The sequence below is a fragment of the Acinetobacter lwoffii genome (genome assembly GCF_022809915.1).
In the GTDB taxonomy this organism is placed as follows: Bacteria; Pseudomonadota; Gammaproteobacteria; order Pseudomonadales; family Moraxellaceae; genus Acinetobacter; species Acinetobacter lwoffii_M.
Genome location: NZ_JALGQY010000002.1, coordinates 106805 through 133161 on the forward strand (window position 1 = coordinate 106805; position 26357 = coordinate 133161).

The 26357-nt window shown below is 44.4% G+C and carries 25 protein-coding genes; 13 read left to right on the plus strand and 12 right to left on the minus strand.

All coding sequences use genetic code 11. The features are described 5' to 3' along the window. Positions 1-26: 26 nt before the first annotated feature. Complete coding sequence (locus MTX11_RS02115) at positions 27-479, minus strand: DUF2971 domain-containing protein (RefSeq protein WP_243474236.1); 453 nt, start codon at positions 477-479, stop codon at positions 27-29. A 14-nt stretch (positions 480-493) separates the two neighbouring features. Beyond that, a complete protein-coding gene (locus tag MTX11_RS02120) occupies positions 494-871 on the minus strand; it encodes a DUF2971 domain-containing protein (protein ID WP_228305201.1) in 378 nt (125 codons plus the stop codon). A gap of 226 nt (positions 872-1097) precedes the next feature. On the opposite strand from MTX11_RS02120, the gene MTX11_RS02125 reads away from it, so the two are divergent. Then, complete coding sequence (locus MTX11_RS02125; protein ID WP_243474237.1) at positions 1098-2072, plus strand: IS110 family RNA-guided transposase; 975 nt, start codon at positions 1098-1100, stop codon at positions 2070-2072. A gap of 455 nt (positions 2073-2527) precedes the next feature. Here MTX11_RS02125 and ilvC read toward each other — a convergent pair whose 3' ends face one another. From ilvC to MTX11_RS02140, 3 genes are all read right to left on the minus strand, one after another. After that, the gene (gene ilvC, locus MTX11_RS02130) at positions 2528-3544 is read right to left on the minus strand and encodes a ketol-acid reductoisomerase (protein WP_004278368.1); all 1017 of its coding nucleotides are present in this window, start codon (positions 3542-3544) and stop codon (positions 2528-2530) included. Between the two features lie 106 nt (positions 3545-3650). Beyond that, positions 3651-4142 carry an acetolactate synthase small subunit gene (gene ilvN, locus MTX11_RS02135; RefSeq protein WP_216935070.1) on the minus strand — a complete coding sequence of 164 codons (492 nt, stop codon included), beginning with the start codon at positions 4140-4142 and terminating at the stop codon, positions 3651-3653. Continuing rightward, the gene (locus MTX11_RS02140; RefSeq protein WP_243474238.1) at positions 4139-5866 is read right to left on the minus strand and encodes an acetolactate synthase 3 large subunit; all 1728 of its coding nucleotides are present in this window, start codon (positions 5864-5866) and stop codon (positions 4139-4141) included. The genes ilvN and MTX11_RS02140 overlap by 4 nt, the downstream gene beginning before the upstream one ends. Before the next feature lie 687 nt (positions 5867-6553). On the opposite strand from MTX11_RS02140, the gene MTX11_RS02145 reads away from it, so the two are divergent. The 7 genes from MTX11_RS02145 (at position 6554) to MTX11_RS02175 (ending at position 16318) form a co-directional block, all read left to right on the plus strand. Next, a complete protein-coding gene (locus tag MTX11_RS02145; RefSeq protein WP_213687690.1) occupies positions 6554-6907 on the plus strand; it encodes a DUF4124 domain-containing protein in 354 nt (117 codons plus the stop codon). 123 nt (positions 6908-7030) lie between these two features. After that, the gene (gene leuS, locus MTX11_RS02150) at positions 7031-9652 is read left to right on the plus strand and encodes a leucine--tRNA ligase (RefSeq protein ID WP_243474239.1); all 2622 of its coding nucleotides are present in this window, start codon (positions 7031-7033) and stop codon (positions 9650-9652) included. A gap of 242 nt (positions 9653-9894) precedes the next feature. Further along, entirely contained in the window at positions 9895-10428 is a 534-nt protein-coding gene (locus tag MTX11_RS02155) for an LPS-assembly lipoprotein LptE (RefSeq protein WP_243474240.1), read from the plus strand. A gap of 9 nt (positions 10429-10437) precedes the next feature. Continuing rightward, positions 10438-11424, plus strand: coding sequence for a DNA polymerase III subunit delta (gene holA / locus MTX11_RS02160; protein ID WP_004733070.1), 987 nt, complete (start codon positions 10438-10440; stop codon positions 11422-11424). A 124-nt stretch (positions 11425-11548) separates the two neighbouring features. Next, complete coding sequence (locus MTX11_RS02165; RefSeq protein ID WP_219308412.1) at positions 11549-12910, plus strand: MacA family efflux pump subunit; 1362 nt, start codon at positions 11549-11551, stop codon at positions 12908-12910. A gap of 2 nt (positions 12911-12912) precedes the next feature. Continuing rightward, positions 12913-14889: a MacB family efflux pump subunit gene (locus MTX11_RS02170; RefSeq protein WP_243474241.1), complete on the plus strand. Its 1977-nt coding sequence runs from the start codon at positions 12913-12915 to the stop codon at positions 14887-14889. 10 nt (positions 14890-14899) lie between these two features. Continuing rightward, positions 14900-16318, plus strand: a complete 1419-nt coding sequence (locus tag MTX11_RS02175) for an efflux transporter outer membrane subunit (RefSeq protein ID WP_243474242.1) — start codon at positions 14900-14902, stop codon at positions 16316-16318. A 67-nt stretch (positions 16319-16385) separates the two neighbouring features. Here MTX11_RS02175 and MTX11_RS02180 read toward each other — a convergent pair whose 3' ends face one another. Together MTX11_RS02180 and MTX11_RS02185 are read right to left on the minus strand one after the other, a co-directional pair. Next, the gene (locus MTX11_RS02180; RefSeq protein ID WP_243474243.1) at positions 16386-18221 is read right to left on the minus strand and encodes a tetratricopeptide repeat protein; all 1836 of its coding nucleotides are present in this window, start codon (positions 18219-18221) and stop codon (positions 16386-16388) included. A 98-nt stretch (positions 18222-18319) separates the two neighbouring features. Beyond that, the gene (locus MTX11_RS02185) at positions 18320-19090 is read right to left on the minus strand and encodes a tRNA threonylcarbamoyladenosine dehydratase (protein ID WP_114542006.1); all 771 of its coding nucleotides are present in this window, start codon (positions 19088-19090) and stop codon (positions 18320-18322) included. A 182-nt stretch (positions 19091-19272) separates the two neighbouring features. On the opposite strand from MTX11_RS02185, the gene MTX11_RS02190 reads away from it, so the two are divergent. Beyond that, on the plus strand, positions 19273-19524 hold the full coding sequence (locus tag MTX11_RS02190) for a hypothetical protein (protein WP_004733081.1): 252 nt from the start codon (positions 19273-19275) through the stop codon (positions 19522-19524). Between the two features lie 36 nt (positions 19525-19560). On the opposite strand, the gene orn is transcribed toward MTX11_RS02190, so the two are convergent. After that, positions 19561-20118, minus strand: a complete 558-nt coding sequence (orn, locus tag MTX11_RS02195) for an oligoribonuclease (protein WP_044109923.1) — start codon at positions 20116-20118, stop codon at positions 19561-19563. A 125-nt stretch (positions 20119-20243) separates the two neighbouring features. On the opposite strand from orn, the gene rsgA reads away from it, so the two are divergent. From rsgA to secB, 4 genes are all read left to right on the plus strand, one after another. Beyond that, positions 20244-21302: a ribosome small subunit-dependent GTPase A gene (gene rsgA / locus MTX11_RS02200; protein WP_005103207.1), complete on the plus strand. Its 1059-nt coding sequence runs from the start codon at positions 20244-20246 to the stop codon at positions 21300-21302. Positions 21303-21395: 93 nt separating this feature from the next. Further along, positions 21396-21803 carry a rhodanese-like domain-containing protein gene (locus tag MTX11_RS02205; protein WP_004278386.1) on the plus strand — a complete coding sequence of 136 codons (408 nt, stop codon included), beginning with the start codon at positions 21396-21398 and terminating at the stop codon, positions 21801-21803. Between the two features lie 21 nt (positions 21804-21824). Beyond that, complete coding sequence (gene grxC, locus MTX11_RS02210; protein WP_004278388.1) at positions 21825-22079, plus strand: glutaredoxin 3; 255 nt, start codon at positions 21825-21827, stop codon at positions 22077-22079. A gap of 38 nt (positions 22080-22117) precedes the next feature. Then, a complete protein-coding gene (gene secB / locus MTX11_RS02215; RefSeq protein WP_004647439.1) occupies positions 22118-22576 on the plus strand; it encodes a protein-export chaperone SecB in 459 nt (152 codons plus the stop codon). A gap of 175 nt (positions 22577-22751) precedes the next feature. On the opposite strand, the gene MTX11_RS02220 is transcribed toward secB, so the two are convergent. The 4 genes from MTX11_RS02220 to MTX11_RS02235 form a co-directional block, all read right to left on the minus strand. Then, positions 22752-23558, minus strand: coding sequence for an enoyl-ACP reductase FabI (locus tag MTX11_RS02220; protein ID WP_180181437.1), 807 nt, complete (start codon positions 23556-23558; stop codon positions 22752-22754). 127 nt (positions 23559-23685) lie between these two features. Beyond that, entirely contained in the window at positions 23686-24507 is an 822-nt protein-coding gene (locus MTX11_RS02225; RefSeq protein WP_243474244.1) for a TatD family hydrolase, read from the minus strand. Further along, a complete protein-coding gene (locus MTX11_RS02230) occupies positions 24504-25466 on the minus strand; it encodes an RsiV family protein (protein ID WP_243474245.1) in 963 nt (320 codons plus the stop codon). Before MTX11_RS02230 ends, MTX11_RS02225 begins: the two co-directional genes overlap by 4 nt. Before the next feature lie 44 nt (positions 25467-25510). Beyond that, positions 25511-26335, minus strand: a complete 825-nt coding sequence (locus MTX11_RS02235; protein ID WP_114542012.1) for a hypothetical protein — start codon at positions 26333-26335, stop codon at positions 25511-25513. Between the last annotated feature and the right edge of the window lie 22 nt (positions 26336-26357).

The window sequence follows — 26357 nt, forward strand, 5'->3', positions numbered from 1 at the left end:
TGAACCGCTACCACAATTACAGCTATTTAATCTAAATCAACTGAATTAATAATTTTTCTTTTTAAAGACCATGTTTCTGTATCAACTAAAACAGTGAATAATTCAATATTATTATTCCGACTAAATTCTTTTAACTGTAAAATTTTAGGAACTTTATAACCATCGATTAAATTATCATACTTCCTTCTTTGATCACGATAACTATTTTCCCCAAGATATATCTCAACAAATGCATCTGATGGGATGCTTTTTAAGAATATACTTCTTGAACCAATATATTTTCTTTCCCACTGCTCTCCATCCAAATCAAATCTCTTATCTTCCTTTGAATGATAAGAATGGTATTCCTCACTCCCCAAACATTTCATTACCCTAACCTCCTCTTCATACGCCCAACATAATTGCTTATAAAGAACAGCATGTTTTAGTAATCTCTCATGAGATTCCCACCATATATGATGCTTACTTCCAATTTGCATTAATTGCACGGCATCTATTGAATTAATTGTTGTGGCACTGTATTCACATAAATTATCTCTCCTCTCTGAGCAGGTATCGTATAATTTTCAAAACTTTCTAAACCTGCCTTCTCTATATCAATCCCGATCACCATTCCTTTATGACTATCTGCATAATGAGACCACATTAAAGGATTTAAGGGGGCTCGAGTTAAAGACAATACTGCATATTTATTGATAAACCGACTTCTTACAGCTTGCGTTTCTACACCAACATTTACCGTTTCCCCCATTAAAGCTAAAGCCGTCACCTCAAATGGATCATTAAAATCGCGCGGCAAAGAAAAGCCTAAAGTACTTGTTTCTAATATTTTTAAACCAGCATCAAAGCCAACATATTTATATAAAATCATTAGACCTTGTATCTTGGAGGTTGTAGTGATTAGCTTCCACTATATGCAAATTGTAGAGTTTGTAATAGACCTAAGACTTTTAGTCTGTGCAAGAGATAAAACCTACAATTTGCCCTAACCACTTGCACAACTCTGGACGGTAACTAAGCACTTTGATGCTGCATTCACAAGAAAAGACGGTGCTTATGCTAAAACAATAATTGAATAATTAAAGCAGGTAAAGATTATGTTTTATCTTGGTATTGATGTTGCTAAAGCTAAAATTGATTGCTGTTTAATTTTAGAAAATTCTGCAAATAAAAAGAAAACCAAAACTTTTTCAAATACACCAAAAGGTTTTGAGCAACTTCAAATCTGGCTAAACCAGCATGCTGCAACTTCTACGCAGACCATTATCTTAATGGAAGCAACATCTATTTATCATGAACTCTTGGCTAAATATTTATTTGATGAGGGCTATCAAGTCTCTATAACCAATCCTGCCAGAGCTCGATATTTTGCTCAGAGTATGTCTAAGCTGAATAAAACAGACAAGGTAGATAGTGAGGTTCTAGCTCGATTTGCGATGACTGCCAATCTACATTTTTGGCAACCTTTACCCAAACATATTCAATTGCTGAATGCTTTACTGGATAGAAGAGCTGTTCTTTGTGAAGATTTACAACGTGAAAAGAATCGTTTGGAAAAAGCAGAGTCTACCTTCACGATGGAACCTGTACTTCAGTCTCTCCACAAGAGTATTGAACAGTTAAACAAACATATTCAGGGTATCGACCAACAAATTGATGATCACATTGATCAGAATCCTGATTTAAAAAATGATAAAGAACTGCTCAGCAGTATTCCAGCCATTGCAGATCGAACTAGTTTATTAATGCTCAGTTTCTTGCGCAGTCATACTTTTGAAAGAGCTAGTCAAGCGGCCGCCTTTGTTGGCTTGGTGCCCACTCAAAAGCAGTCAGGTAGCTCCATTCATGGCAGAAGCCATTTATCCAAAGCGGGCTCTTCCAAAATACGTGCCGGTTTATATATAGCAGCCATTGTCGCAACTCGGCATAATCCTCATATTAAAGGGATGAATGAAAGATTATTAGCTAATTGTAAAACCAAAATGATGGCGATTGGAGCTGCAATGAGAAAGTTGGTTCATCTTTGTTATGGTGTACTCAAACACCAACAGCCTTATCAAGCAGATTATTGAGCATGAATTTTCGATAATTTGCTTGACGTTTCAGACGGTATCTCTTGCGTTAGTCAAAATTTAATCAGTGATAAGCGTTGATTTTTAAATAAATATCAAAGTCTAAAATAATACTTTCGCAAGAGGTCTATTATTCTTATCCAATAAAAAACCCCGCTTTGGCAGGGCTTTTATAGCATAAAAATCAGCCAATTAAGAGATTGGTTTTTCTATTTATCAACGATTTTGTTTGCTTGGCTCCAAGATATTAAAAAATGGGGAAAGCACTGCTTTCCCCATTTTTTAAGGCACGTAAACATAGAAATAAAAAACCCACTCAAATTAAGTGGGTTTTCGCATTCAAATCAATTGATTCGAGAAATTAGTTTTTCTCTTTATCTACGATTTTGTTTGCTTGGATCCAAGGTACGAAAAAAGAGGCAAGCGCTGCTTTCCTCTTTTTAAGGCACGAAACCTTAGTTCTTTTCTTTATCTACAATTTTGTTCGCTTGAATCCAAGGCATCATCGCACGTAACTTGTTACCAGTAACTTCGATACCATGAGCAGCATTTTGACGACGACGAGCAGTCATAGATGGGTAGTTCAACGCACCCTCTTGAATGAACATCTTCGCGTATTCACCAGATTGAATACGTTTAAGCGCATTACGCATTGCTTCACGAGACTGTTCGTTAATTACTTCAGTACCCGTTACATATTCGCCGTATTCAGCGTTGTTTGACACTGAGTAGTTCATGTCCGCGATACCGCCTTCGAACATCAAGTCAACGATCAATTTAAGTTCGTGTAGACATTCGAAGTACGCCATTTCTGGAGCATAGCCAGCTTCAACCAGAGTTTCGAAGCCCATTTTAACCAATTCAACAGCACCACCACAAAGAACTGCTTGCTCACCGAAAAGATCAGTTTCAGTTTCTTCACGGAATGAAGTTTCGATGATACCTGTACGGCCGCCACCTACACCTGAAGCGTAAGAAAGAGCAACGTTACGCGCATTACCAGAAGCATCTTGGTGAATTGCGATAAGGTCAGGAACACCTGAACCACGTTGGTATTCAGAACGTACTGTGTGACCAGGAGCTTTAGGCGCAACCATGATTACGTCTAAGTCAGCACGTGGAACAACTTGGTTATAAAGAATCGAGAAACCATGAGCAAATGCTAAAGTAGCGCCTTGCTTGATGTTTGGCTCAATTACGTCACGGTAAAGTTGAGATTGGAACTCATCTGGAGTCAAGATCATCACTACGTCAGCTTGTGCTACAGCAGCAGGAACTTCAGCAACTTTAAGACCTGAGTTTTCAGCTTTCTTCCAAGAAGCAGAGTTCGCACGTAAACCTACAGTTACGTCAACGCCAGAATCTTTCAGGTTAAGCGCATGCGCGTGGCCTTGTGAACCGTAACCAATGATCGCTACTTTCTTAGATTGGATGATAGATAAGTCACAGTCTTTATCGTAAAAAATTTGCATTGCTGTCTCCGCTTAAATGCTTGTTTGTCCGTTAAATCAGGCAATGACCCTTAAATTTACATTGCCTGACCCCCTCTTCTTGTTCAGATGAGGAAATACTTAAAATTTAGATGGTGAGTACTTTTTCGCCGCGTGCGATACCTGATACACCTGAACGAACCACTTCTAAAATCGTGTGTTCTGCAAGTGCATCAATAAATGCATCTACTTTCTCGGTCGTACCCGCAATTTGAATGGTATAGGTCGTTGGCGTTACATCGACAATCTGACCACGGAAAATATCTGCAGTACGCTTGATTTCGTCACGAGATGAACCCAATGCCTTGACTTTAATCAGCATCAGTTCACGCTCAATGTGCGCGCCTTCAGACAGATCAACCACTTTAACCACTTCCACCAGTTTATTAAGCTGTTTGGTGATTTGCTCGATCTTGTGATCATCGCCATAAGTGGTCAACGTCAAACGTGAAAGTGTCGGATCTTCAGTCGGTGCCACGTTCAATGTTTCGATGTTGTAGCCACGCTGTGAGAACAAGCCCACTAAACGGGAAAGCGCGCCTGCTTCATTTTCAATAAGGACAGAGATGATATGTCTCATGCTGTGCGCTCCCCTTTTGCTAACCACATATCTTGCATTGATTGGCCTGCAATCAACATCGGATAAACGTGCTCGGTACGATCCACCATCACGTTAATAAATACGCACTTGTCGTTAATCGCCATCGCTTCTGCAAGCTTCGACTCTAGCTCATCGGCATGATTAATCTGAATACCGACATGACCGTAGGCTTCCATCAGTTTGGCAAAATCAGGCAATGAATCTACATAAGAACTTGAATGACGTCCTTCATAGTTCATATCTTGCCATTGTTTTACCATCCCTAAAGCCTGGTTATTCAAGCATAGAATTTTTACATTCAGGCCATATTGCTTACAGGTCGAAAGTTCCTGGATACACATCTGAATCGATGCTTCACCGGTGATACATACCACTTGCTGTTCCGGGTATGCAAGCTTCGCAGCCATTGCATACGGCAAGCCTACACCCATGGTGCCTAGACCACCTGAGTTGATCCATTGACGTGGACGTTTGTATTTGTAATACATCGCACCAAACATCTGATGCTGCCCCACGTCAGAAGTAATGATCGCTTCACCATTGGTCACTTTGTCCAATGCCTGAACCACTTGTTGTGGCTTCATCACACCATCAACACCTGCCTCAAAACGACCGCCATGAACCTTGCGCCATTCATTGATCTGTTTCCACCATGCCGCAATCGCTTCAGGATTTGGCTTAGAAACATTAAGTTGCTTCAACTGATTCAACATCTCATTCAATACAGGCTCTACAGCACCGACGATTGGAATGTGCGCCATAATAGTTTTTGAAATCGTCGCTGGGTCGATATCAATATGAATGACTTTAGCATTCGGACAGAATTTTGCAGGATTGTTGGTCACACGGTCATCGAAACGCGCACCCACACACAGAATTACATCTGCATTGTGCATGGTCATGTTGGCTTCGTAAGTACCGTGCATACCCAACATACCGATGAACTGTTCATCATCGCCCGGGAATGCGCCTAGACCCATCAAGGTATTGGTTACTGGATAACCCAATAAATGCGCCAATTCTGTCAATTGTGCTGAAGCATTGCCTTGAACTACACCACCGCCTGAGTAAATCACTGGGCGTTTAGCGTTGATTAATTCTTCAATTGCTTTACGAATTTGACCTGAATGACCACGGAATGGTGGCTGATACGAACGCATCTTCACTTTTTCCGGGTATTCGTAAGCAAATTTTTCTGCAGGATTGGTCGCATCCTTTGGAATATCGATCACTACAGGGCCTGGACGACCTGACGACGCGATATAGAAGGCTTTTTTGATAATCGCAGGAATTTCGCTGGCATGACGCACCTGGAAACTATGTTTCACGATTGGACGTGAAATACCGACCATATCAGTTTCCTGAAATGCATCTTCACCAATCAGATGACTCGCAACCTGACCTGACAAAATCACCATCGGGATTGAGTCCATATAGGCCGTTGCAATTGGGGTCACCGTGTTGGTTGCGCCCGGACCTGAAGTCACCAGCACAACACCGGTCTTGCCTGTCACGCGTGAGTAAGCATCGGCCATGTGACCAGCAGCCTGTTCGTGACGTACTAGATAATGATTGATTCTGTCTTGTTGAAATAGCGCATCATAAATATGAAGAACTGCGCCGCCTGGGTATCCAAAAACATGTTCAACGCCTTCGTCCGCTAATGCGCGAACAAGCATTTCACCACCAGATAGAAGTTCCAACGTGATTCACCCTAATATTATTCACTGCACAAATGGGAGGCATTTGCAGTGTTTCGTTTGTTAACTGTCTGCACTGTTATAGCACACAAATTTCATAGTTTTCAAAGCAATAGGAAAAAAATCTGATCTCTTCGCTGTTCGAGCAATACAGGATCTAAAACATGTTGGGATAAACATATTTTGCTTAGCTTTGTTCAATTTTTCGGCTAGAAAAATCGCCCACTGCATGAAATGACACTTAGTCGAAGGGTGATCGATCTAAGGCATATAAAACTATTGCAGCATTCTTGTGTTTTCAAGCTTTAAAGTCAAGTTTAAAAAACAGACAATCCATACTTACTAGTGCCTAGATCTGCTGTTTTTAACAGCAATATCAGCTCATAGCCATGCATTGACTGTCTTGTCTATTCATCTAATCCAATAAAATTCATAGAGTTAATGGTTTAATTTTATAAATTTTTAATATGTCTTATATAAAAAAAATGAATGAATTTTTATTAAATGAAAGGAAATTGTTTATCAATAAATTTTGTATACGAAGATTTGTCTCTGATTTCTTATACGCTAGATTGAGCTTATTTAAGCAGTTAGCTTTGAATAAAGCAGATAAAAATCCATCATTTTTACTGAAAATATCACTACAATAATTGCAGTATTCCATGCCTAGCAAGCCGAGGCCCAAGAACAATGAAAATATCTTTTTTAACCGCCTTCAGTTTGAGTTGCGCAGTTGTTTTGAGCATCTGTAGCACCAGCGCTTCCGCGATCCAGTATCATAAATGGGTCGATGCGAAAGGTGTCACGCATTATACCAAGACGCCACCACCGAAATCTGCGAAAAAAGCCACCACAGTGGATACCTATGGCTGGAAAAATTCAGCACCAGCATCATCTAGAACGACTGAAACTGAAGTGCAAACCGAGAACACATCCCAAGAAAAACAGCAACAAGCCCCTCAAGTTCCTGTGAATCAGGACCAGCAACAACGTGAAGCCAACGAAGCTTTGCAGCAATCTAAAAATCGTGCAGTCGCTTTATAAGACAGCTCCATATAGAACAGCGTGTTTTTTCTTCGGGAAATGCCGGCGCAAAATTCACTTTTAGGTGCATTTTGCGCTATGCTGTGCAACAGACTTTTTTCACCGTAATTCACTGATACGTTTATGACTACTCACATTGATTCCGAATATCAAGCCAGTGCGATTGAGCCTCAAGTCCAACAGGATTGGGAATCTCGCAAAGCCTTTAAAGTTGCCGACAAAGTAGAAGGTCCACGTCGTTATATTCTCTCGATGTTCCCTTACCCAAGTGGCAAGCTGCATATGGGTCATGTGCGTAACTATACGATTGGTGACGTGATCAGCCGTTTCCATCGCTTAAAAGGTGAAACTGTCCTGCAACCGATGGGTTGGGATGCTTTCGGTCTGCCTGCTGAAAACGCAGCGATTGCACACCAGGTTGCACCGGCAAAATGGACATTTGAAAATATTGCTTACATGCGTGACCAGTTGAAAAAACTCGGTCTAGCCGTAGATTGGGATCGTGAATTTGCGACCTGTACCCCTGAATACTATCGTTGGGAACAATGGCTATTTGTTCAGCTTTATAAAAAAGGCTTGATCTACCGTAAGCTTTCAACCGTGAATTGGGATCCGGTCGATCAGACTGTTCTTGCCAACGAACAGGTTGAAAATGGTCGTGGCTGGCGTTCAGGTGCATTGGTAGAAAAGCGTGATATTCCAATGTACTACTTCCGCATCACTGATTATGCGCAAGAGTTACTTGACGATTTAGACACGCTTAAAGATGGCTGGCCACAACAAGTGTTGACCATGCAGCGTAACTGGATTGGCCGCTCACAAGGGATGGACATCACTTTCCCTTCAGCAAATCCTGACGTGTATGCAGATGGTTTAACGGTATTTACTACCCGTGCCGATACCTTGATGGGCGTAACGTATGTTGCAGTTGCAGCAGAACACCCGATGGCGCTGAAAGCGGCTGAAACAAACCCAGAATTGGCTGCATTCATTGAAGAATGCCGTATGGGTTCTGTGGCAGAAGCGGATCTTGCGACTGCCGAGAAGAAAGGCATGGCAACCGGTCTTTCTGTGAAGCATCCTGTGACTGGCGAAGAAGTTCCGGTTTGGATCGCCAACTATGTATTGATGTCTTATGGTTCAGGTGCAGTGATGGCAGTTCCATCACACGATGAACGTGACTTCGAATTTGCCAATAAATATGGCTTGACCATCAAGCAAGTGATTGATGCTAAAGGCGCAGATGATGCTGACTTTGATGCGACTCAATGGCAAGAATGGTATGGCTCGAAAGAAGGTAAACTGGTCAATTCAGCCGAATTTGACGGTCTAGATTTCCAAGGTGCATACGATGCATTCCTTGCTAAATTAGAACCAACAGGCCTGGCAAGTTCTAAAGTTCAATTCCGTCTACGTGACTGGGGGGTTTCCCGTCAGCGTTATTGGGGTTGTCCAATTCCAATGATTAACTGTCCATCATGTGGTCAAGTGCCAGTACCTGAAGAGCAGCTTCCTGTGGTTCTTCCGACTGACGTTGTTCCAGATGGTTCAGGTAACCCACTGAACAAAATGCCTGAGTTCTATGAAACGACTTGTCCAAGCTGTGGTGGCGACGCACGTCGTGAAACAGATACGCTTGATACATTCGTAGAATCGTCTTGGTACTATGCACGTTATGCATCTCCAGACTTTACGGGTGGCATGGTGAAACCTGAAGCAGGTCAAACCTGGCTTCCTGTGAACCAATACATCGGTGGTGTTGAACACGCGATTCTGCACTTACTTTATGCACGCTTCTTCCACAAATTGATGCGTGATGAAGGCGTGGTACAAGGCAATGAACCATTCACTAACTTGTTAACGCAAGGGATGGTGCTAGCAGATACCTTCTATCGTGAAGCAGACTCAGGTAAGAAAACCTGGTTTAATCCGGCAGATATCGAGCTTGAAAAAGACGAAAAAGGCCGTGTGCTTTCTGCCAAATATAAAGAAGATGGCCAAGACGTTATCGTTGGTGGTCAGGAAAAAATGTCGAAATCGAAAAATAACGGTATCGACCCGCAATCGATTATTGACCAGTACGGCGCAGATACGGCACGTGTGTTCATGATGTTCGCTGCACCACCTGATCAATCACTGGAATGGTCTGATGCCGGTGTTGAAGGTGCAAACCGCTTCCTGAAACGTGTATGGCGTTTAGCAACAGGTTTCCTTGAAAAAGCGAATACTGCTGCAAACCTCGACAAATCGGCACTGTCTACGGCTGCGCAAGACCTACGTCGTAAGACACACGAAACCATCCAAAAAGTCGGTGATGACATCGAACGTCGTCATGCATTTAACACTGCCATTGCTGCATTGATGGAACTTCTAAACGCCAACAACAAGTTTGAAGCCCAAGATGACAATGACGTTGCTGTTGCACGTGAATCAATTACCACGCTGTTAACTTTACTTGCACCATTTGCACCGCATTTAAGCCAGACTTTATTGGCTGAATTTGGGATTGAATTGAATTCAACTTTATTCCCTGCGGTAGATGAATCTGCGCTGACACGTAATACACAAACTATTGTGGTTCAAGTCAACGGTAAGCTTCGTGGTAAGCTTGAAGTATCTGTAGATGCCTCTAAAGATGACATCTTGGCTCAAGCCAAAGCATTGCCTGAAGTTCAACAATTCTTGACAGGTCCAACTAAGAAAGAAATTGTGGTACCGAATAAATTAGTGAATTTGGTGGTTTAAATCCATATAGCTCGTTCTCCCTTTGGGAGAAGGTTGGGATAAGGGTAATTAACCTCTCCCTAGCCCTCTCCTTTTAGGAGAGGGAACTTAAGGAATAATCTCCCCTAACCCCTCTTTAAAAGAGGGGAACAAAAGGATTTCACAATTCCCAAACAAAGCCCGTTGCCAGCCAACGGGCTTTGACTTTACAATCCAGTTCAGGATTTCAAATATTCCCTTTCGGGAAGCATAGAGGGCAACACATGCATTTGGGCAAACATTTAGCAGCAATTGTTTTAACTTGTGGTCTGAGTGCAGGCTTAGTCGGCTGTGGTTTTCACCTGAAAGGAACCAATCCGAGCTCCGCACCTGTTGCTTACTCTGTCATGAGCCTGTCTTTACCGCCCAACACTGAAGAACTGCAAGAGAAACTGGCAGTTTACCTCGGTGCTGCAGGCGTACAGCTAAGTAATGCACCTAAAGCTTATGTGTTACGTGTCCTGGATTACACTCCTCGCCGTCTGGAACTGAACGGTAAACTGGTTGAAACCTTATTACGTTTAAACGTGACTTTCCGGATTGAAGATGCACAAGGCAATCCGATCACTGAACCACGCACTGTCGTGGCAACACGTACGTATCAATATGATATTGAAACGGTCAACACCGATGACCAGGAACAAAAATATCTGAATCAGGTCATTATTGATGATGTGGCGCAGCAGATCGCGCGTCAGATTTCATCGAACCGCTTACCCTTAGCCAAACAAAATACCTCAGCGCAACCTGCTCAATAAGACCTCTTTATGAAACTTGATTATCTGCAAGCCCTGAAACGTGTCGATGAAGCCCGCGGTGCTTGGGTCTTGCATGGTCAAGAGCCTTTGCTGGAACAGAATTTAATTGATGCCTTTCGGGCCAGCTGGCAAAAGCAGGACATTGAACGTCAACGCTATGACATTAGTTCGGTCGCCGACTGGAAAACCGTCTTTAATGCCTTGAACAGCTTGTCGCTGTTTTCAACCCAGTTGGCGATTGAAGTACATGGCAATATCAAACCGGATGCCAGCGCAATCAAGTTACTGAAAAACTATTTGCAGCATAATGAACAAAACCTGCTGTTGGTGGTGATGCCCAAACAGGATAGTAATAGCCTGAAATCCAGTTTCTTTCAGCTGATTGATGCCAATGGTGTGAATGTTTCGCTGGTGGCCAATTATCCAAAAGACCGGCAGCAGATTCTGGGTATTGAAGCTGAAAAACTCGGCATTCGTTTAGCCAATGATGCCTGGCAATGGCTGGAACAACATCATGAGCACAACCTGCTTGCAGCAAAGAACAGCCTGATGCGGGTTAGCGATACCTTTGCTGAAGTCGATATCATTCAGGTTGATCATTTATATGCATGTTTACAAGATCAGTCACGTTATAGCACCTATGATTTGAGCGATGCCCTGCTACAAGGTAATCTTTCCCAGTCGATCAAAATTTTTCAGTATCTAGTCGTTTCAGGTGAACCGATGAGCCTGATTTTATGGAGTCTCAGCAAGGAAATGCGTCTGTTGATGCAGCTGTTTGAACAACCGCAAAATGCCTTGCAAATCGGGATCTGGAAAACCAAAGTCGGGTTATATCAACAAGCCTTGCGCCGTCTCAGCCCACAGACTTTTCTGGCCTGGCCGGGGTTATTATTAAGAATTGATGCCTCAATTAAAGGACTCGGACATGAAAATCCGGAGCATTTGGTACTACAGGCGATTTCCAGTATCTGTGGCAAGCCCCTATTTCACTAAGTCTTTGTCAAAATTCGAAAAATAAAATAATAATCATTCCTATTAGTTTAAAAAAATACACGATTTATCCTAATTTCGCTTTTATAATCGTTCACAATTCTCTGATTTTGAACCGATATTGATCATGCCAAAAATAAAACCGACGAAATTGATTATGGCCGCCGTGATTGCCATTGCGCTCATCGCTGCGGGGTGGTACTTCCTCAAACCCAAAGAACAGCCTCCGCAATATATTACGGCTGAAGTCACCCAAGGCGATATCGAAAGCTCTGTACTGGCGACTGGTATTCTGGAAGCGACCAAGATGGTCAGCGTGGGGGCGCAGGTTTCGGGTCAGGTCAGAAAAATGTATGTAGAACTGGGCGATCAGGTCAAGCAAGGTCAGCTGATTGCGCGGATTGACTCCGTTCGTCAGGAAAATGATTTAAAAACCGCTGAAGCCAGCATTAAAAATCAGATGGCACAACTTGCAGTAAGACAGGCGAATTTGGCCAAAGTTGAAGCTGAATACAACCGTCAGAAAGCCATGTATGCACAGGATGCCACTTCTCGCTCAGAGCTGGAATCGGCATTTGCGAACTATAAAACGGCACAAGCGGATATCACCGCTATCAATGCACAGATTGAACAGTCGCGTTTGACGCTGGCGACTGCCAAAGAAGATCTTGGCTATACCCAGATTGTAGCCCCGATGGATGGCACGATTGTGGCGATTGTGACTGAAGAAGGTCAAACCGTGAATGCCAACCAGAGTGCGCCGACCATTGTTAAACTGGCCAAACTCGACACCATGACCATTAAAGCTGAAATTTCTGAAGCGGATGTCATGAAAGTTGAAGAAGGTCAGACGGTTTATTTCACTACCTTAGGCAATAACGAGAAAAAGATTTACGCCAAACTACGTCAGGTTGAGCCTGCACCCAATTCAATTAATACCGATAGCAATACCTCAAGCTCATCGTCAAGTTCTGCGGTGTATTACAACGCATTGTTCGATGTACCGAATGAAGATGGAAAATTGCGTATTGATATGACGGCGCAAGTTTATATCGTGCTGGATGAAGCCAAAAATGTACTGACCATTCCTGCTGCAGCCATTCAAGGTTCAAACCGTCTGCCACGTGTCAATCGTGGTGAAGCGCGTGGTGAGGGTTCTCGCGGTGAAGGCGGCCCGGCATCACGTTCTGAAGCTGAATCGGCTCAAGGCAATCGCCCTGCCGGTGAACGTCCAGCGCGTCTAAACCTGTCTGAAGCAGAACTTGCGCTGATTGAGCAAGGTAAAGCACAGCGTGGCATGGTTCGTGTCTTGCAAGCCGATGGTACTGCAAAACCAACCCCTGTATTAATCGGTTTGAATAACCGCGCGACTGCGCAAGTGCTGAAAGGTTTAAAACGTGGTGATCAGGTGGTGATTGCCGATGGTTCTGATACCTCCAATGATGCAGCAAAACGCGGTGGCAATAGCCGTGGCCCAATGAGAATGTAAGCATGAATTCACAACAACAGCCTCTCCTCGAGGTGAAAAATCTGGTTCGTGAATTCCCTGCGGGTGAAAGCACGGTCCAGATTTTAAAAGGGGTGAATCTGGAGATTTATCCGGGTGAACTGGTAGCGATTGTCGGCCAGTCCGGTTCCGGTAAATCGACCCTGATGAACATTCTGGGTTGTCTGGACAAACCAACTACCGGTAGCTATAAGGTTAAAGGCCGTGAAACCCGCGAACTGGAAGCGGATGAACTGGCGCAATTACGCCGTGAATATTTCGGCTTTATTTTCCAGCGTTATCATTTATTGGGTGATTTAAACGCAGCAGGCAATGTCGAAGTTCCTGCGATTTATGCCGGTGCAGATTCATCTGAACGACATGCGCGAGCCGTCAAGATTCTGACCGATCTGGGTCTGGGTGAAAAAACCCAGAATCGTCCGAGCCAGCTCTCTGGTGGTCAGCAGCAACGTGTTTCGATTGCCCGTGCGTTAATGAATGGCGGTGACGTGATTCTGGCCGATGAACCGACCGGTGCATTGGACAAGAACAGCGGTATTGAAGTGATGCGCATTTTGCGTGAACTGAATGCTAAAGGTCATACCATCATTCTGGTCACGCATGATCATAATGTAGCGAAAAATGCGACGCGGATTATCGAGATCTCGGACGGCAATATTATTTCTGATCAGCCCAATGTTCCTGAAGTCGAAGAGCATCTGGAAAAACAGCCGCTAATCCGCAGTGAACAAAAGAAGATTTCTTCATGGCGTTCTGCAGTTGACCGTCTCGGTGAAGCTTTCCGTATGGCCTTGCTGGCTATGAATGCACATCGCATGCGGACTTTCTTGACCATGCTCGGAATCATTATCGGTATTGCTTCGGTGGTCTCGGTGGTCGCGCTGGGCAATGGCTCACAAAAACAGATTCTGGAAAATATCAGTAGTCTGGGCACCAATACTATTACCGTATTTCAGGGTCGAGGCTTCGGAGACAATTCCAGATCTTCACAAGCCAAAACCCTGATTCCAGCCGATGCCGATGCGCTGGCCGAACAACCTTATGTTGATGGCGTCAGTCCGTCGGTGAACAGCAGTGTTACCGGCCGTTATAAAGAAATTGAAGCCTCAACCACGGTCAATGGCGTCAGCGAAGATTTCTTTTATGTGCGTGGCATGACTTTCCAGTCCGGTCAGCCCTTTGACCGCAGTAGCGTCATGCAACAGGCACAAGATGTTGTCATTGATACCAATACCAAAAACACCTTCTTTAAGGATGGTACTAATCCGGTGGGTCAGGTGATTTTACTGGGTAGCGTCCCGAGCCGGATTATCGGGGTGATTGATGCGCAAAAAGGCATGATGGGCAATAATGACAGCCTGAATGTCTACCTGCCGTATTCTACCGTGATGAGTCGTATGCTGGGGCAATCTAACGTTCGCAGCATCATTGTGCGGATTAAAGATGAATATCCAAGTGCGGCGGCGGAAAATGCAATTTTAAACCTGCTGGTACAGCGCCATGGCGCGCAGGATGTGTTTACCCAGAATGCCGACAGTATTCGTGAAACCATTCAGCAGACCACAGCGACTATGACGCTTTTAATTTCGGCGATTGCGGTGATTTCACTGGTGGTCGGCGGGATCGGGGTGATGAATATCATGCTGGTGTCCGTGACTGAACGTACTCAGGAAATTGGGGTACGTATGGCAGTAGGTGCACGTCAAAGTGATATTTTGCAGCAGTTCCTGATTGAAGCAGTGCTGGTGTGTATTTTAGGCGGTATTTTGGGGGTACTGCTCTCGCTCGGGATTGGCCAGCTAATTACCCACTTTGCCGGCGGTACTTTCCAGATGGCCTATTCAACCACTTCGATTGTGGCTGCCTTTGTCTGCTCAAGCCTGATTGGAATTGTGTTTGGCTTTATCCCGGCACGTAATGCCGCTCGTCTGAATCCAGTCGATGCGCTCTCTCGCGAATAAGGAATCTGATATGCAAATGAATTTAACCAAGCTTGCCAGTGCCCTGTTGCTGGGAAGCTCGCTGACCGGTTGTGCGGCAGTGGTAAAAACACCTTATGAGCAGCCTGCGATTAATATGCCTGGCAATTTTCAAAATAATAAGGTTTTAAGTCAGCAGATCCATGCCGACATTCTGGCAGATCAATGGTGGACTTTATTTAAAGATCCGCAATTAAATAATTTGGTGAATGAAGTATTGGCGCAGAATACCGACCTAGCAGTGGCTGGCATCAGTTTACAACAGGCCCGCATTCAAGCCAGACAGGCTCAAAGCCAGCAAGGCGTTCGTGTCGGTGATGCACGAATTTCGACGGGTCATCGTTTTAGCCTGGATGGTGGTGGCGATTCTTCGACCGGCCTTTCACTTGGTTATCCAGGTTTAAGCTATGAGCTGGATCTGTTTGGCAAACTGGCCAATCAGACTGAAGCGGCACGCTGGGAAGCACTGGCCTCTGAAGAAGACTTGCAGGCAACCGCACAAAGCCTGATTGGCACCACGGCACAATTGTACTGGCAACTGGCTTATCTGAATGAACGTTATAGTGTGGTACAGCAAAATCTGGCGACCGCGCAAAAAACCTATGATCTGGTGCGGGTGCAATATCGTGCCGGCGCAGTATCCGGTCTGGATTTAACCCAGGCGGAACAGGCAATTCAAAGTCAACAGGCGACTTTAAGCCAGATTGAACAGCAACGTGTGGAAACACGTACCGGACTCGCGGTATTGCTGCACATGCCGGTTCAACAGCTCGCGATTCAAGAGCCAAGCCGTTTACCGAATATTCAATTGCCGAGTATTCAGGCTGACTTACCGGCGAGTTTGTTGTCACGTCGCCCTGACCTTCGAGCCACTGAACTGCGCTTGCGTAAGGCACTAGCCAATAAAGATGCCAACAAAGCCAGCTACTATCCATCCATTAGTTTGACCGGTAATCTGACCACCGGTATTGGCAGCAGTACTTCCCTCTCGAATGCCCTGAAAAATCCGGTTGCAACTTTAGGTGCCGGTCTGACCTTGCCTTTCCTGCAATGGAATGACATGAAACGTGATCTGCAAGTCAATGAGCTGGAATATGAAAAAGCGATTATGCAATATCGCCAGACCATGTATGAGGCCTTTGCCGATGTAGAAAATGCCTTGTCGAATCGTACTGAGCTCACTAAGCAGGTGACTTTGCAGCAACGCAATGTTGAGCTGGCAGAAAGAACTGAACGCTTGACTGAAGTGCGTTATCGTAATGGTGCAGTGGCCTTGAAAAACCTGCTGGATGCGCAGGAAACCACGCGCAATGCACGGCTGTCATTGGTGCAAACCAGACAGAACCAGTACAATGCCTATGTCACCTTGATGCAGGCATTGGGTGGTAGCCCGATTAAACAATTACCTTAACAAAGCTTGATCCATAAAAAACCGCTGCCAAACAGCGGTTTTTTTAGTTCATATGATTTGAGTCAGTTTATTTCATTTGCAAATACGCATTCACATTTTTCAATAATTCAATTGATCGCTCATGTCCGAGCAAACTGCCTTTTTCCAGCCAGTCCCGTGCGATTCCGATATCACGCTCTACACTAATACCCTTGGTATATAAACGCCCAAGATGGCTATAAGCATCCGCATTCACCTGCACTGCCGCCTGCTGATAATAGTGTACGGCTTGCTCAATATTATTCTCAACACCTTGACCCTGCTCATATGCTTCACCCAGAGCATTCAGTGCTACACCATTCTGCTGAGCGGCTGCTTTTTGCAGATAGCTCAAGCCTAAGGCAATATCCTGCGCAATCTGTTGGCCTTTAAGATATTTCAAGCCCAATTCTGCCTGTGCCTGGGCATGACCCAATTGCGCAGCCTGATGCAGATAACGATTGGCCAGCTCTGCATTATTGATATACACAGGATAAATGCCTAACAGGGCTTGATACAGAAACCATGCAGCCTCTTTCGAACCTTTCGCAACCGCCTGATTCAGGTACTGGACAGCTTTATCACGTATCGGTAAGGGATATTCAGCCAGACTATAAAACCGGCCGACGATATAAATTAAATCCGCTTCAGACTGAGCCACAATCTGCCAATAGTGCTGTGCCGCGCTCTGAATCATTTGTGTGGCTTTGGCAATGTCTTTTACTGTACCGACACCATTTAAATAACACAGCGCTAGCCCCATCTGTGCAGACACATCATCAGGACTAAGCTGATAGGCAGCCTGATATAACTCAAATGCTTTTTGCGGTTCGTTGGCCACCAGGTGCTGCTCAAAATACAGCGCAGCAATCATGCATAATGCAGGCGCATGCTGACTGTTGGCCGCTTCCGACCAGTAACGAAATGCCATGGTTTCATTTTTATCAACATACCAGCCATGAAAATAAGCCAGTCCGATTAAGGTCTTGGCGTGTGCATCGGCGTGTTCTTTGGACTGCTGCAATAAATGCTGGAACACGCGTTGACGCTGGTCGGTATCGATACGGCCTTGTAACACACCGGCATAATAATCATAGAGACCTTTCTGGTCACCGAGACTGATACAACGTTTAATAAATTGCAGCGATTGCGTCAGGTCTTGGGGCAGAAACTGACCATGCGCATAATCATCGGCGATTTGCTGATTGGCAGCCAAATGATCTTGCTGTGCCGCCAGAAACAGATAATGAATTCCTTGCACTAAATCTTGGGTTGTTGAATCTGCCAGATAATACTGGGCCAGCTGATACTGCGAATTGGCATGACCCTGTCCGGCATTTTGAATTAACAATGCCAGACGCTGTTTTTCTGCAGTCATCTCGTTTTGAGGCTGACCTTCGGTAGAAGAAAGTTCAGTAATACGATATTGGGCATCCAGATTGCCACGTGCTACCGCATGTCGGTACCAATACAAAGCTTTTTCCGGGTCAGCCTGTTGATACGCCTCCCCTTCATGAATCTGCCCCAAATGATAGGCGGCTTCATCACTGCCCAAGCGAAAGGCTTTGTCCAGGTAGCTGATGGCTTTTTCAGTATTTTGCTCATGCCCTAGACCTTGCAGATGCATTAGGCCCATACCTACATAGGCTTGTGGAATTTCCTGTTGCTGAGCCAGTCCCTGATAAATCTGATAGGCACGTTCATAATTCGGATGTTCCGGATCTGAACTCAAACGTGCTGCATGTTTCAGTTGAGCATCAATCTGCTCAATCCATAAATCATGTTGTACAGCCTTCGCCTGATCACGTTTCACCGGATCCGGACGTTTCCACATCCAGATCGCCAACGCCCCTATCCCCAAAATCAGTACCAGCAAGAACCACATAGCTGCTCCAAAACATTATTTTTGTTCTGCGAATGAATCCTTTCATTCTAAACGCCAGTTTAAAAAAAGCACATAGATTGTGCTTTTTATTTTTTAAATCAGGCTTTTGCTCTTTTATTATCGAGTTTTTTCAAGCCTTCTGCTACAGCGACCATGGCAAAGCTTGAAGTTACCACCACGGCAGAGCCATAACCACCACAGCGCAAGCCGGCACTGGCGCAGACATCGGCACTGGAGAATGGATTATCGATGGAATAGACACAAGTAATGCCGAATTTTTCTTTGGGCTTTTTGCAGATGCCTTTGCTGCGTAACTGGGCACGTAATTTGGCCAGCATCGGATCCTGTTCGGTTTTAGATAAATCGGCGACCCGAATTTTCAGCGGGTCCAGTTTACCCCCTGCCCCGCCCGATACAATTAAAGGAATCTTGTTAAAGCGACAATGTAGCATCAGAGCAAATTTGGCTTTGACATCGTCAATACAGTCGAGGATTAAATCTGGATCACCTGCTAAAGTTTCTTTGATATTTTCAGGCGTCAGGTAATCATCAATCAGATTAATTTTAATGCGTGGATTAATTGCGCGGCAACGCTCGGCCATGACTTCAATTTTTTCATGACCCAAGGTGGTACTCATGGCAGGTAACTGACGGTTAATATTAGACGCGGCCACCACATCCATATCGACCAAGGTCAGCTCGCCCACACCACTACGTGCCAGTGCTTCTACCGCCCATGAACCTACGCCCCCGATACCAATCACCATCACATGACTTTTTTCATAATGGTTAAAGCTGTCTTCTCCATAAATTTTGGCAACACCAGCAAAACGGCGGTCATATTCATCATCTTGAAGCAGGTCGGTCATAGGTCATCTATAGCAATAAAAATACCGGATCATTTTAACAAAATCCGCTTTTCTTTACCGCCACTAAATTTTTGATCGATTTAAATGACATTCAGACCGGATGAGAGCGACAACCCACTCGAGATTGATTAAAATATCAACAAATTAATTCTATGTCATTTGGCCAAAAGGAGTGAAATGTCATGCTATTTAACACCCTTTTGGGTTTGAACATACTTTGTATCGGGCTTTATTTTTATGTTCTGATCAGCCAAAAAAACAAAAATTATTATCTCAGTATTCTCATTCGTTTAATGACTTTAGGATTATTTGGCTTGGTTATTTTCGATCGTTATGAAACACAGAATCATCTGATCATGTTATTGCTCTTGTGGGTAGGCTTTGAAAGCATGGAGCAGTTTTACGCTAGAAAAAAATCCAGTTCAGTAAAATAAAAAAGAGGCTTGCGCCTCTTTTCAATTCATCGGAATTTAGTCTTTATTCATGATAAAGAAATATTGACGATAATATTTCAGTTCTGCAATCGAATCGCGAATATCATCCATCGCCAGATGCGAGGCATTTTTCTTGAGACCGCTCATGATTTCCGGGCGCCAGCGTTTGGCTAGTTCTTTCACTGAAGAGACATCCAGATTACGGTAATGGAAATACTGTTCCAGTTCAGGCATCAAACGGTGCAGGAAGCGACGATCCTGACAGATCGAGTTACCACACATCGGTGAAGATTTTGGATTGACCCATTTTTTCAGGAATTCAAGGGTTTGCTGCTCGGCATCCTGAGCGGTCAGTTTACTGCGACGCACACGCTCAATCAGACCGGACTGACCATGCTGGCGAGTGTTCCACTCATCCATGGCATTTAACAGACGTGCAGGCTGATGTACCGCAAGCACAGGACCTTCAGCCAAAATATTCAAATTGTCATCGGTTACAATTGTTGCAATTTCAATAATTTGATCATTGTCTGTGTCTAGACCTGTCATTTCAAGGTCAATCCAAATCAGGCGGGTATCAGCGGTGCTGCTCATAAATGTGCAATCTTATTGGGTTTAAAAACAACTATAGTAGCAAATTAATTACATCTTGGGTGTCATTCGGGGGCTGCTTCATGCTATTTTTGCCATCTGATTTACCCGGTTTTTTTAGGATATGAATGGCCTTAATACGTAAGCGTCGTCTGACAGAGCAACAACAGCGCCGCATTCAGAAACAACAGAAAACACGTCAAGAAGATCTCGATACCTCCAGTGATCTTGAAGGTTTAGTGGTGCAACATTATGGCCGCCAACTTGAAGTGCAAGCTTTGTCTCGCCCTGACATTCACCCTGAAAAACCTGTGGTCGCCGATGGTGAGCCTGAACCTTTCTGGAAAGAGATTGAACTGGACAGCGTCTGGCGCTGTCATACTCGAACCAATCTGGATTTATTGGTCACGGGTGACCGGGTCAAATGGCAAGCCGATCCGAATACCGGTTTAGGAATTATCACCGCGATTCATCCCCGAAAATCCTTATTGACACGCCCCGACCGCTATCACAAGGTTAAACCGGTAGCGGCCAACATTTCACTGATTGTGATCGTGTTTGCACCATTGCCTGAGCCAGCGCCGGGCCTGATCGACCGTTATCTGGTGGCCTGTGCCGATGCCGATATTCCTGCATTGCTGGTGATGAATAAAGCCGATTTGTTAAAAGAAAACGATCCGATTCTGACTCTGCTGCAAGAATATCAAGATCTCGGTTATGAAGTGATGCAAACCCAGTCTGATGGCGACCTGACCGCACTGTCCAATCGTCTGGAAAATGAAACGGTGGCTTTCGTCGGTCAATCTGGTGTGGGTAAAAGCACGCTGATTAATGCGATCGTGCCGGATGCCGCACAGAAAACCAATATCATTTCGGAAAACTCGGCACTTGGTCAGCACACTACGACATCAACGCGCTTGATCGGTTTTGGTGAAGGTGCCGCCCTGATTGACTCTCCGGGAATTCGTGAATTTGGCCTGTGGCATCTGACTTTAGATAAGGTACAAAGCGGCTTTCCTGAAATTGAAAACCTGCTCGGCCATTGTCAGTTCCGTAACTGTACCCATAAGCATGAAAAACAATGTGCTTTGCGTCAGGCTGCTGCCGCAGGTGAAATTTTACCGCGCCGACTGGACAGCTATTTACGTTTAATCGACGAAATCACTGAAGCACAGCAAAAAAATTAATTTTCTTAACCCTTGGCCCTTGAAGCGGTGATTTTGATCACCATATTTATGAGCTATACTCTTGGCAATTTTAAAATTGTAATTAGGTGAATTGTGGAACGTTGGTTCGAGTTTATGGGGAATCACCCCTTCTTATTTGGAACACTCGCGGTATTAGTGGTTTTGTTCTTCATTATCGAAGGTCAACGTAACGGTCGCAAAATTTCTCCGCAATCGCTGGGAATTTTAGTCAAAGCAAAAAATGCCATGCTGATTGATTTACGTGATGCCAAAGACTTCCGTGAAGGTCATATCAGCGGCAGCCGTAATATTCCATATAGCCAGATTACAAAACATGTTGAAGAGCTGAAAGCATCTGATCGCCCTTTGGTGTTCATTTGTAACCTTGGACAGGTGGCTGGTACTGCATTACAGCAGGTTGGTCATGCCGATGCCTACCGTCTTGATGGCGGCGTCAGCAACTGGAAAGCTCAAGGTTTACCTTTGGTGAAAAGCAAATAATCCACGAACAGGAGATTGATCATGGCTGAAGTTACTATTTACTCGACGACAGTGTGTCCTTATTGCGTGCGTGCAAAACAGCTACTGGAACGTAAGGGTGTGGCATATAAAGAGATTAACTTGTCTCAAGAAGCGCCTGAAGTACGTCTTGAATTGATGCAGCGTACCAATCACCGTACCGTGCCACAAATTTTTATTAATGATCAGTTCATCGGTGGTTTTGACCAACTTTATGCTTTAGAGCGTGAAGGCAAACTTGATGAATTGCTGGCTTAACCTTACTAAAATTATCACTTCATATTAAGGATCAAAAAATGAGTGAAGAACAACAAGCTCAACCACAATTGGCATTAGAGCGTATTTACACCAAAGATATTTCTTTTGAAGTTCCTGGGGCGCAAGTTTTTACCAAGCAATGGCAACCTGAGTTAAACATCAATCTTTCTTCTTCTGCAGAAAAAATTGATGAAACTCATTTTGAAGTGGCTTTGAAAGTCGTGGTTCAAGCAACCAACGAAGGTGATACCGCGTTTATCGTTGATGTGACTCAAGCTGGTATTTTCTTGGTGGATGGCGTTGAAGAAGAGCGTCTTCCATATATCCTGGGTGCATACTGTCCGAACATCCTGTTCCCGTTCCTACGTGAAGCAGTGAATGATATGGTGACTAAAGGCAGCTTCCCACAGTTGCTACTTACACCAATCAACTTCGATGCTGAATTTGAAGCCAATATGCAACGTGCGCAAGCCGCTGCTGTAGATGGTCAAGCTTAATCGCTGTCCTTCAAATCAAAAAAAGACCGCTTATGCGGTCTTTTTTATTGCCTTGAGTGGCCTCCCCCTTTATCAAAGGGGGAATGAGGGGGATTTTAATCATTTCCTCACTCAGAGAAAGAAGTCATTCCCCTCTCTCTAACTCTCTCCCTGAGGGAGAGAGGATTTATAGGACTTATTCCGCATCCGCCATCAAATCAGCGCTCATACCTACCGTATTGAAACCGGCATCGACATACAGGATTTCACCGGTAATTCCGTTAGCCCATGGCGAGCACAGGAATAATGCGGCATTACCGACATCTTCAATCGTCACATTACGTTTTAATGGAGCAACTTTCTCATTCAGGTCAAGCATTTTACGGAATGATTTAATACCGGAAGCTGCCAAAGTACGGATTGGACCCGCAGAGATCGCATTCACGCGAATACCTTCCTGACCCAAGCTAGACGCCAAATAACGTACGCCAGCTTCTAAAGAGGCTTTGGCCATACCCATCACGTTATAGTTTGGCATTACACGCTCAGAACCTTGGTAGGTTAATGTTAGCAAACAACCTTGACGGACTTGCAGCAAAGGTTTTGCCGCGCGTGCCATTGCGATAAAGCTATAGGCACTGATGTCATGCGCAATATTAAAACCTTCACGATCCGTGATTTCGGTGAAGTCACCATCCAGCGTATGTGCCGGTGCAAAACCGATAGAATGCACTACGCCGTCCAGACCATCCCAGTGTTTGGCCAGTTCAGCAAATGCATAGTCAATTTCAGCATCTACTGCCACATCACAAGGAAAAACCAGTTTCGAACCAAACTGTTCAGCAAAGTCATCTACCCGCTTTTTCAGCTTTTCATTTGGATAAGTAAAAGCCAATTCAGCACCTTCACGATGCAATGCTTGAGCAATACCAAAAGCAATCGATAATTTACTCGCAATGCCCGCGATCAAGAAGCGCTTACCCGCCAAAAGTCCTTGTGCCATGTGAATCTCACCTAAAAAAATGTATATGGCATGATGCCAAGTCTGGAGCGTTTTAGAAATTGCATAATGCACCTTTTTTTCGATTTATGATGAACTGGGAATTTAAGACTGAGTTAAGAGTGTTAACTTAAATGATCAAATGCAGGGCCTGATGAGTATTTTGCCAGAGCTGTTCAGCCAGTTCCTCTTTGTGCATATGTAGACTCTTTGCCAGTCCTTGCAGCACATAAGTTAAATTTGCAGGTGTATTTCGGGTACGTTGCTTGGTCGAGCTTTGACAACAGAGTGGCGTCATATCCGGACAGTCAGTTTCCAATACCAGATGTTCTGGCCCCACATACTGCGCCACTTGATGCAATTTTTTGGCATTTGGATTGGTGATTTGCCCGGTGATACCCAGTTTGAATCCCAGCTTGATAAAAGCTTTGGCTTCCTCAATTCCACCACCAAAGGCATGCGCAATGCCGCCCTGTTTAAATCGGTGCTGTTTTAAAATCTGCAAAACCTCCGCATGTGATCTGCGGATATGCAGCAAAACTGGCTTATTGAATTGTTGTGCCAATTCAAGCTGTGCAGTAAAAAAATCTTTTTGTTTCTGAAAAATTTCAGCCTGTTTGTGCTGTTTTAAAAAGGTATCCAAACCGATTTCGCCAATGGCAATACAATGCTCATTTTTAAGCAGCTGTTCCAGCTCCTGTAAATGATCAGTCTGATGCTGTTCAATATAAAATGGATGCAAGCCCGGCGCTAAGTGACTTTGCGGTGCATTTTCCAGGTCATTGATAAAGTCGTGAGTTCTTAATAGGTCAGCAAAACGGTTTTGCAAAAAACCAATTAGAACCAGATGCTCGACACCTGCCGCTTTGGCCGCATACGCCAACTGTTCCCGATCAGGATCAAAATCGAGAACATCAAAATGGGTATGCGTATCAAACAGTTTCAAGGTCATTTGGCTTTTGCAGCAGATGCTGGCTGTGCCTCAGAGGCAGCTTTTTCAGTTTTAGGCAGATATTCAGGTTTCAGTACACCTTGTAGCTGCTCATAAGGAATCATTAAACGTGGCAAGCCAACCACATATGGCCCAATTTCATATTCGGCATATTGCAAGACCAGACCTTGTTGAGCCAGATAGAAATTATCGGTGAGTTTGAACTTCCAGGCCTGCTCATATTCCGCCACATCTTTGGCCAGTTTGGACTCTACCACCCAGTTTTTAAACGCGTCATAAGCACGCGCTTCCAGTTGAGCTTTCTGTTTGGCTGCAATAATGTCATCCAGTTTGACCAGTTTTTTCTGCTCCAGATCAAAATTATAATAGGTCTGTGCAGATGCGCCGTGTGCGCCTCCTAGATAATAACTGCTGTTCAGAACCACGGTCGCCAACGGATCACCTGAATTCAGAATCTTGGGCTTAATCATCAGGCTAATACTATGACTGGCACTCAGGGCCTTGAGTTCCTTATCCAGATTCAAGAAAGTCTGCATATAGGGCTGGGTTTGCTGCTCAAGCTGCTGTTTCGGTGTGGTCACTGTGGCCAAAGCCGCTTTAGGTTCAGAGGCGGCAACGTCTGCTTCGCTGGCAGCGCTCACTTTTGCCGGTTCAATTGCATCCACAGACAGGATACTTTTCAACTGTTGCAGAATCTGCTGGTCGATCCATTCATCAATAAAGCTCTGATTACTATTCAGGCGTTCGATCGAGATTTCTGGACAGCTTTTGTCTTCACATTCTGGAATCGCCAGCTTGAGCTTTTCGGTATCGCCGCTGAGTTTAAGTGCTTCAGCTTCGGCTTGTAGCACCTCGGAAGCACTTGAGTCTTCCGGCTCATTACTCTTCGGCTGGCAGGCACTCAGCAAGATCGCTGATGCCAGGATGGATAAATAAAAGATATTCTTGTATTTTGGCATTCATTCACCTTTTTAGAACCTGTACGCTTGCAGGATCATGAGCTTTAAAACATATGCTGATAGATATCAGCTTTCAAGACCTGTTGTGTTTGTTGTTTTGTTAAATAAATATCCAGTTGTTTGGCATCTTTGCTAATTTCATGGCTGCGAAAATGCAGCCCAATGCCTTCCTGATCAAAGAACCAGTCAGCCTGTCCCCAATACAGTTTTTTCGGCGCTTTCTGCTGAACTTGCTGATCATTTTCTTTGAGCCATGTCTCATAGGCTTGCTGGATAATCTGATCCATTACTAACTGTTGCTTAGGATCAACAATATCCAGTGGGGTCAGCATTTTCTGCTGGCGACGATCCGCCACAAAAAAATAATAGCGCTCATGTACGCTGACATTTTCCTGTTTGGTATCGACCCCGATCTGCATCAACACATATTGATTGCGCTGGTAAGGAATACGGGTATATAGCGATAACTCATAAGCCTTGTTCAGATTGAGCTGCGCCTGCCAGGCATCCGATTTTTTTACATAGGCATTGATCGCCTGCTGTAAATTCATGTCCTGTTTCAAGCCGATTTGATCCTGAATTACTTTGGCCTGCTGCTTTTCAATCCACTGGTTCATCCATGGATCAACCGTATGTAAGGTCTGAATATCCAGATTGATACAGTTTTTATTTTCACAAAATGGCAAGGCAATCTTGGCCGGCTGCTCTTGAATATTCAGATAAGGCAAAACATCTGTGGTCTGCTGAGCTGCGGTCATTTTCTCATTTTGCGGAGTATTAACAGGCTCTTTTTCGCTTTGATCACAGCCACTCAGGACAAGACTTAAACCAATCACAGAACCGAGGACGACTTCCTTGCTGAGCTTCATTCTCTTTGCTATATCTATCGAG

Bases quoted from the DNA above. Each gene is read 5' to 3' on its own strand.
- leuS (WP_243474239.1), top strand. From the start codon at position 7,031: ATGACTACTCACATTGATTCCGAATATCAAGCCAGTGCGATTGAGCCT.
- MTX11_RS02225 (WP_243474244.1), bottom strand. From the start codon at position 24,507: ATGACCTTGAAACTGTTTGATACGCATACCCATTTTGATGTTCTCGAT.
- holA (WP_004733070.1), top strand. From the start codon at position 10,438: ATGAAACTTGATTATCTGCAAGCCCTGAAACGTGTCGATGAAGCCCGC.
- MTX11_RS02120 (WP_228305201.1), bottom strand. From the start codon at position 871: ATGATTTTATATAAATATGTTGGCTTTGATGCTGGTTTAAAAATATTA.
- MTX11_RS02220 (WP_180181437.1), bottom strand. From the start codon at position 23,558: ATGGCACAAGGACTTTTGGCGGGTAAGCGCTTCTTGATCGCGGGCATT.
- orn (WP_044109923.1), bottom strand. From the start codon at position 20,118: ATGAGCAGCACCGCTGATACCCGCCTGATTTGGATTGACCTTGAAATG.
- MTX11_RS02125 (WP_243474237.1), top strand. From the start codon at position 1,098: ATGTTTTATCTTGGTATTGATGTTGCTAAAGCTAAAATTGATTGCTGT.
- MTX11_RS02230 (WP_243474245.1), bottom strand. From the start codon at position 25,466: ATGCCAAAATACAAGAATATCTTTTATTTATCCATCCTGGCATCAGCG.
- MTX11_RS02190 (WP_004733081.1), top strand. From the start codon at position 19,273: ATGCTATTTAACACCCTTTTGGGTTTGAACATACTTTGTATCGGGCTT.
- MTX11_RS02180 (WP_243474243.1), bottom strand. From the start codon at position 18,221: ATGTGGTTCTTGCTGGTACTGATTTTGGGGATAGGGGCGTTGGCGATC.
- MTX11_RS02170 (WP_243474241.1), top strand. From the start codon at position 12,913: ATGAATTCACAACAACAGCCTCTCCTCGAGGTGAAAAATCTGGTTCGT.
- MTX11_RS02185 (WP_114542006.1), bottom strand. From the start codon at position 19,090: ATGACCGACCTGCTTCAAGATGATGAATATGACCGCCGTTTTGCTGGT.
- rsgA (WP_005103207.1), top strand. From the start codon at position 20,244: ATGGCCTTAATACGTAAGCGTCGTCTGACAGAGCAACAACAGCGCCGC.
- ilvN (WP_216935070.1), bottom strand. From the start codon at position 4,142: ATGAGACATATCATCTCTGTCCTTATTGAAAATGAAGCAGGCGCGCTT.
- MTX11_RS02235 (WP_114542012.1), bottom strand. From the start codon at position 26,335: ATGAAGCTCAGCAAGGAAGTCGTCCTCGGTTCTGTGATTGGTTTAAGT.
- ilvC (WP_004278368.1), bottom strand. From the start codon at position 3,544: ATGCAAATTTTTTACGATAAAGACTGTGACTTATCTATCATCCAATCT.
- MTX11_RS02155 (WP_243474240.1), top strand. From the start codon at position 9,895: ATGCATTTGGGCAAACATTTAGCAGCAATTGTTTTAACTTGTGGTCTG.
- MTX11_RS02145 (WP_213687690.1), top strand. From the start codon at position 6,554: ATGAAAATATCTTTTTTAACCGCCTTCAGTTTGAGTTGCGCAGTTGTT.
- MTX11_RS02165 (WP_219308412.1), top strand. From the start codon at position 11,549: ATGCCAAAAATAAAACCGACGAAATTGATTATGGCCGCCGTGATTGCC.
- secB (WP_004647439.1), top strand. From the start codon at position 22,118: ATGAGTGAAGAACAACAAGCTCAACCACAATTGGCATTAGAGCGTATT.
- grxC (WP_004278388.1), top strand. From the start codon at position 21,825: ATGGCTGAAGTTACTATTTACTCGACGACAGTGTGTCCTTATTGCGTG.
- MTX11_RS02175 (WP_243474242.1), top strand. From the start codon at position 14,900: ATGCAAATGAATTTAACCAAGCTTGCCAGTGCCCTGTTGCTGGGAAGC.
- MTX11_RS02115 (WP_243474236.1), bottom strand. From the start codon at position 479: ATGCAAATTGGAAGTAAGCATCATATATGGTGGGAATCTCATGAGAGA.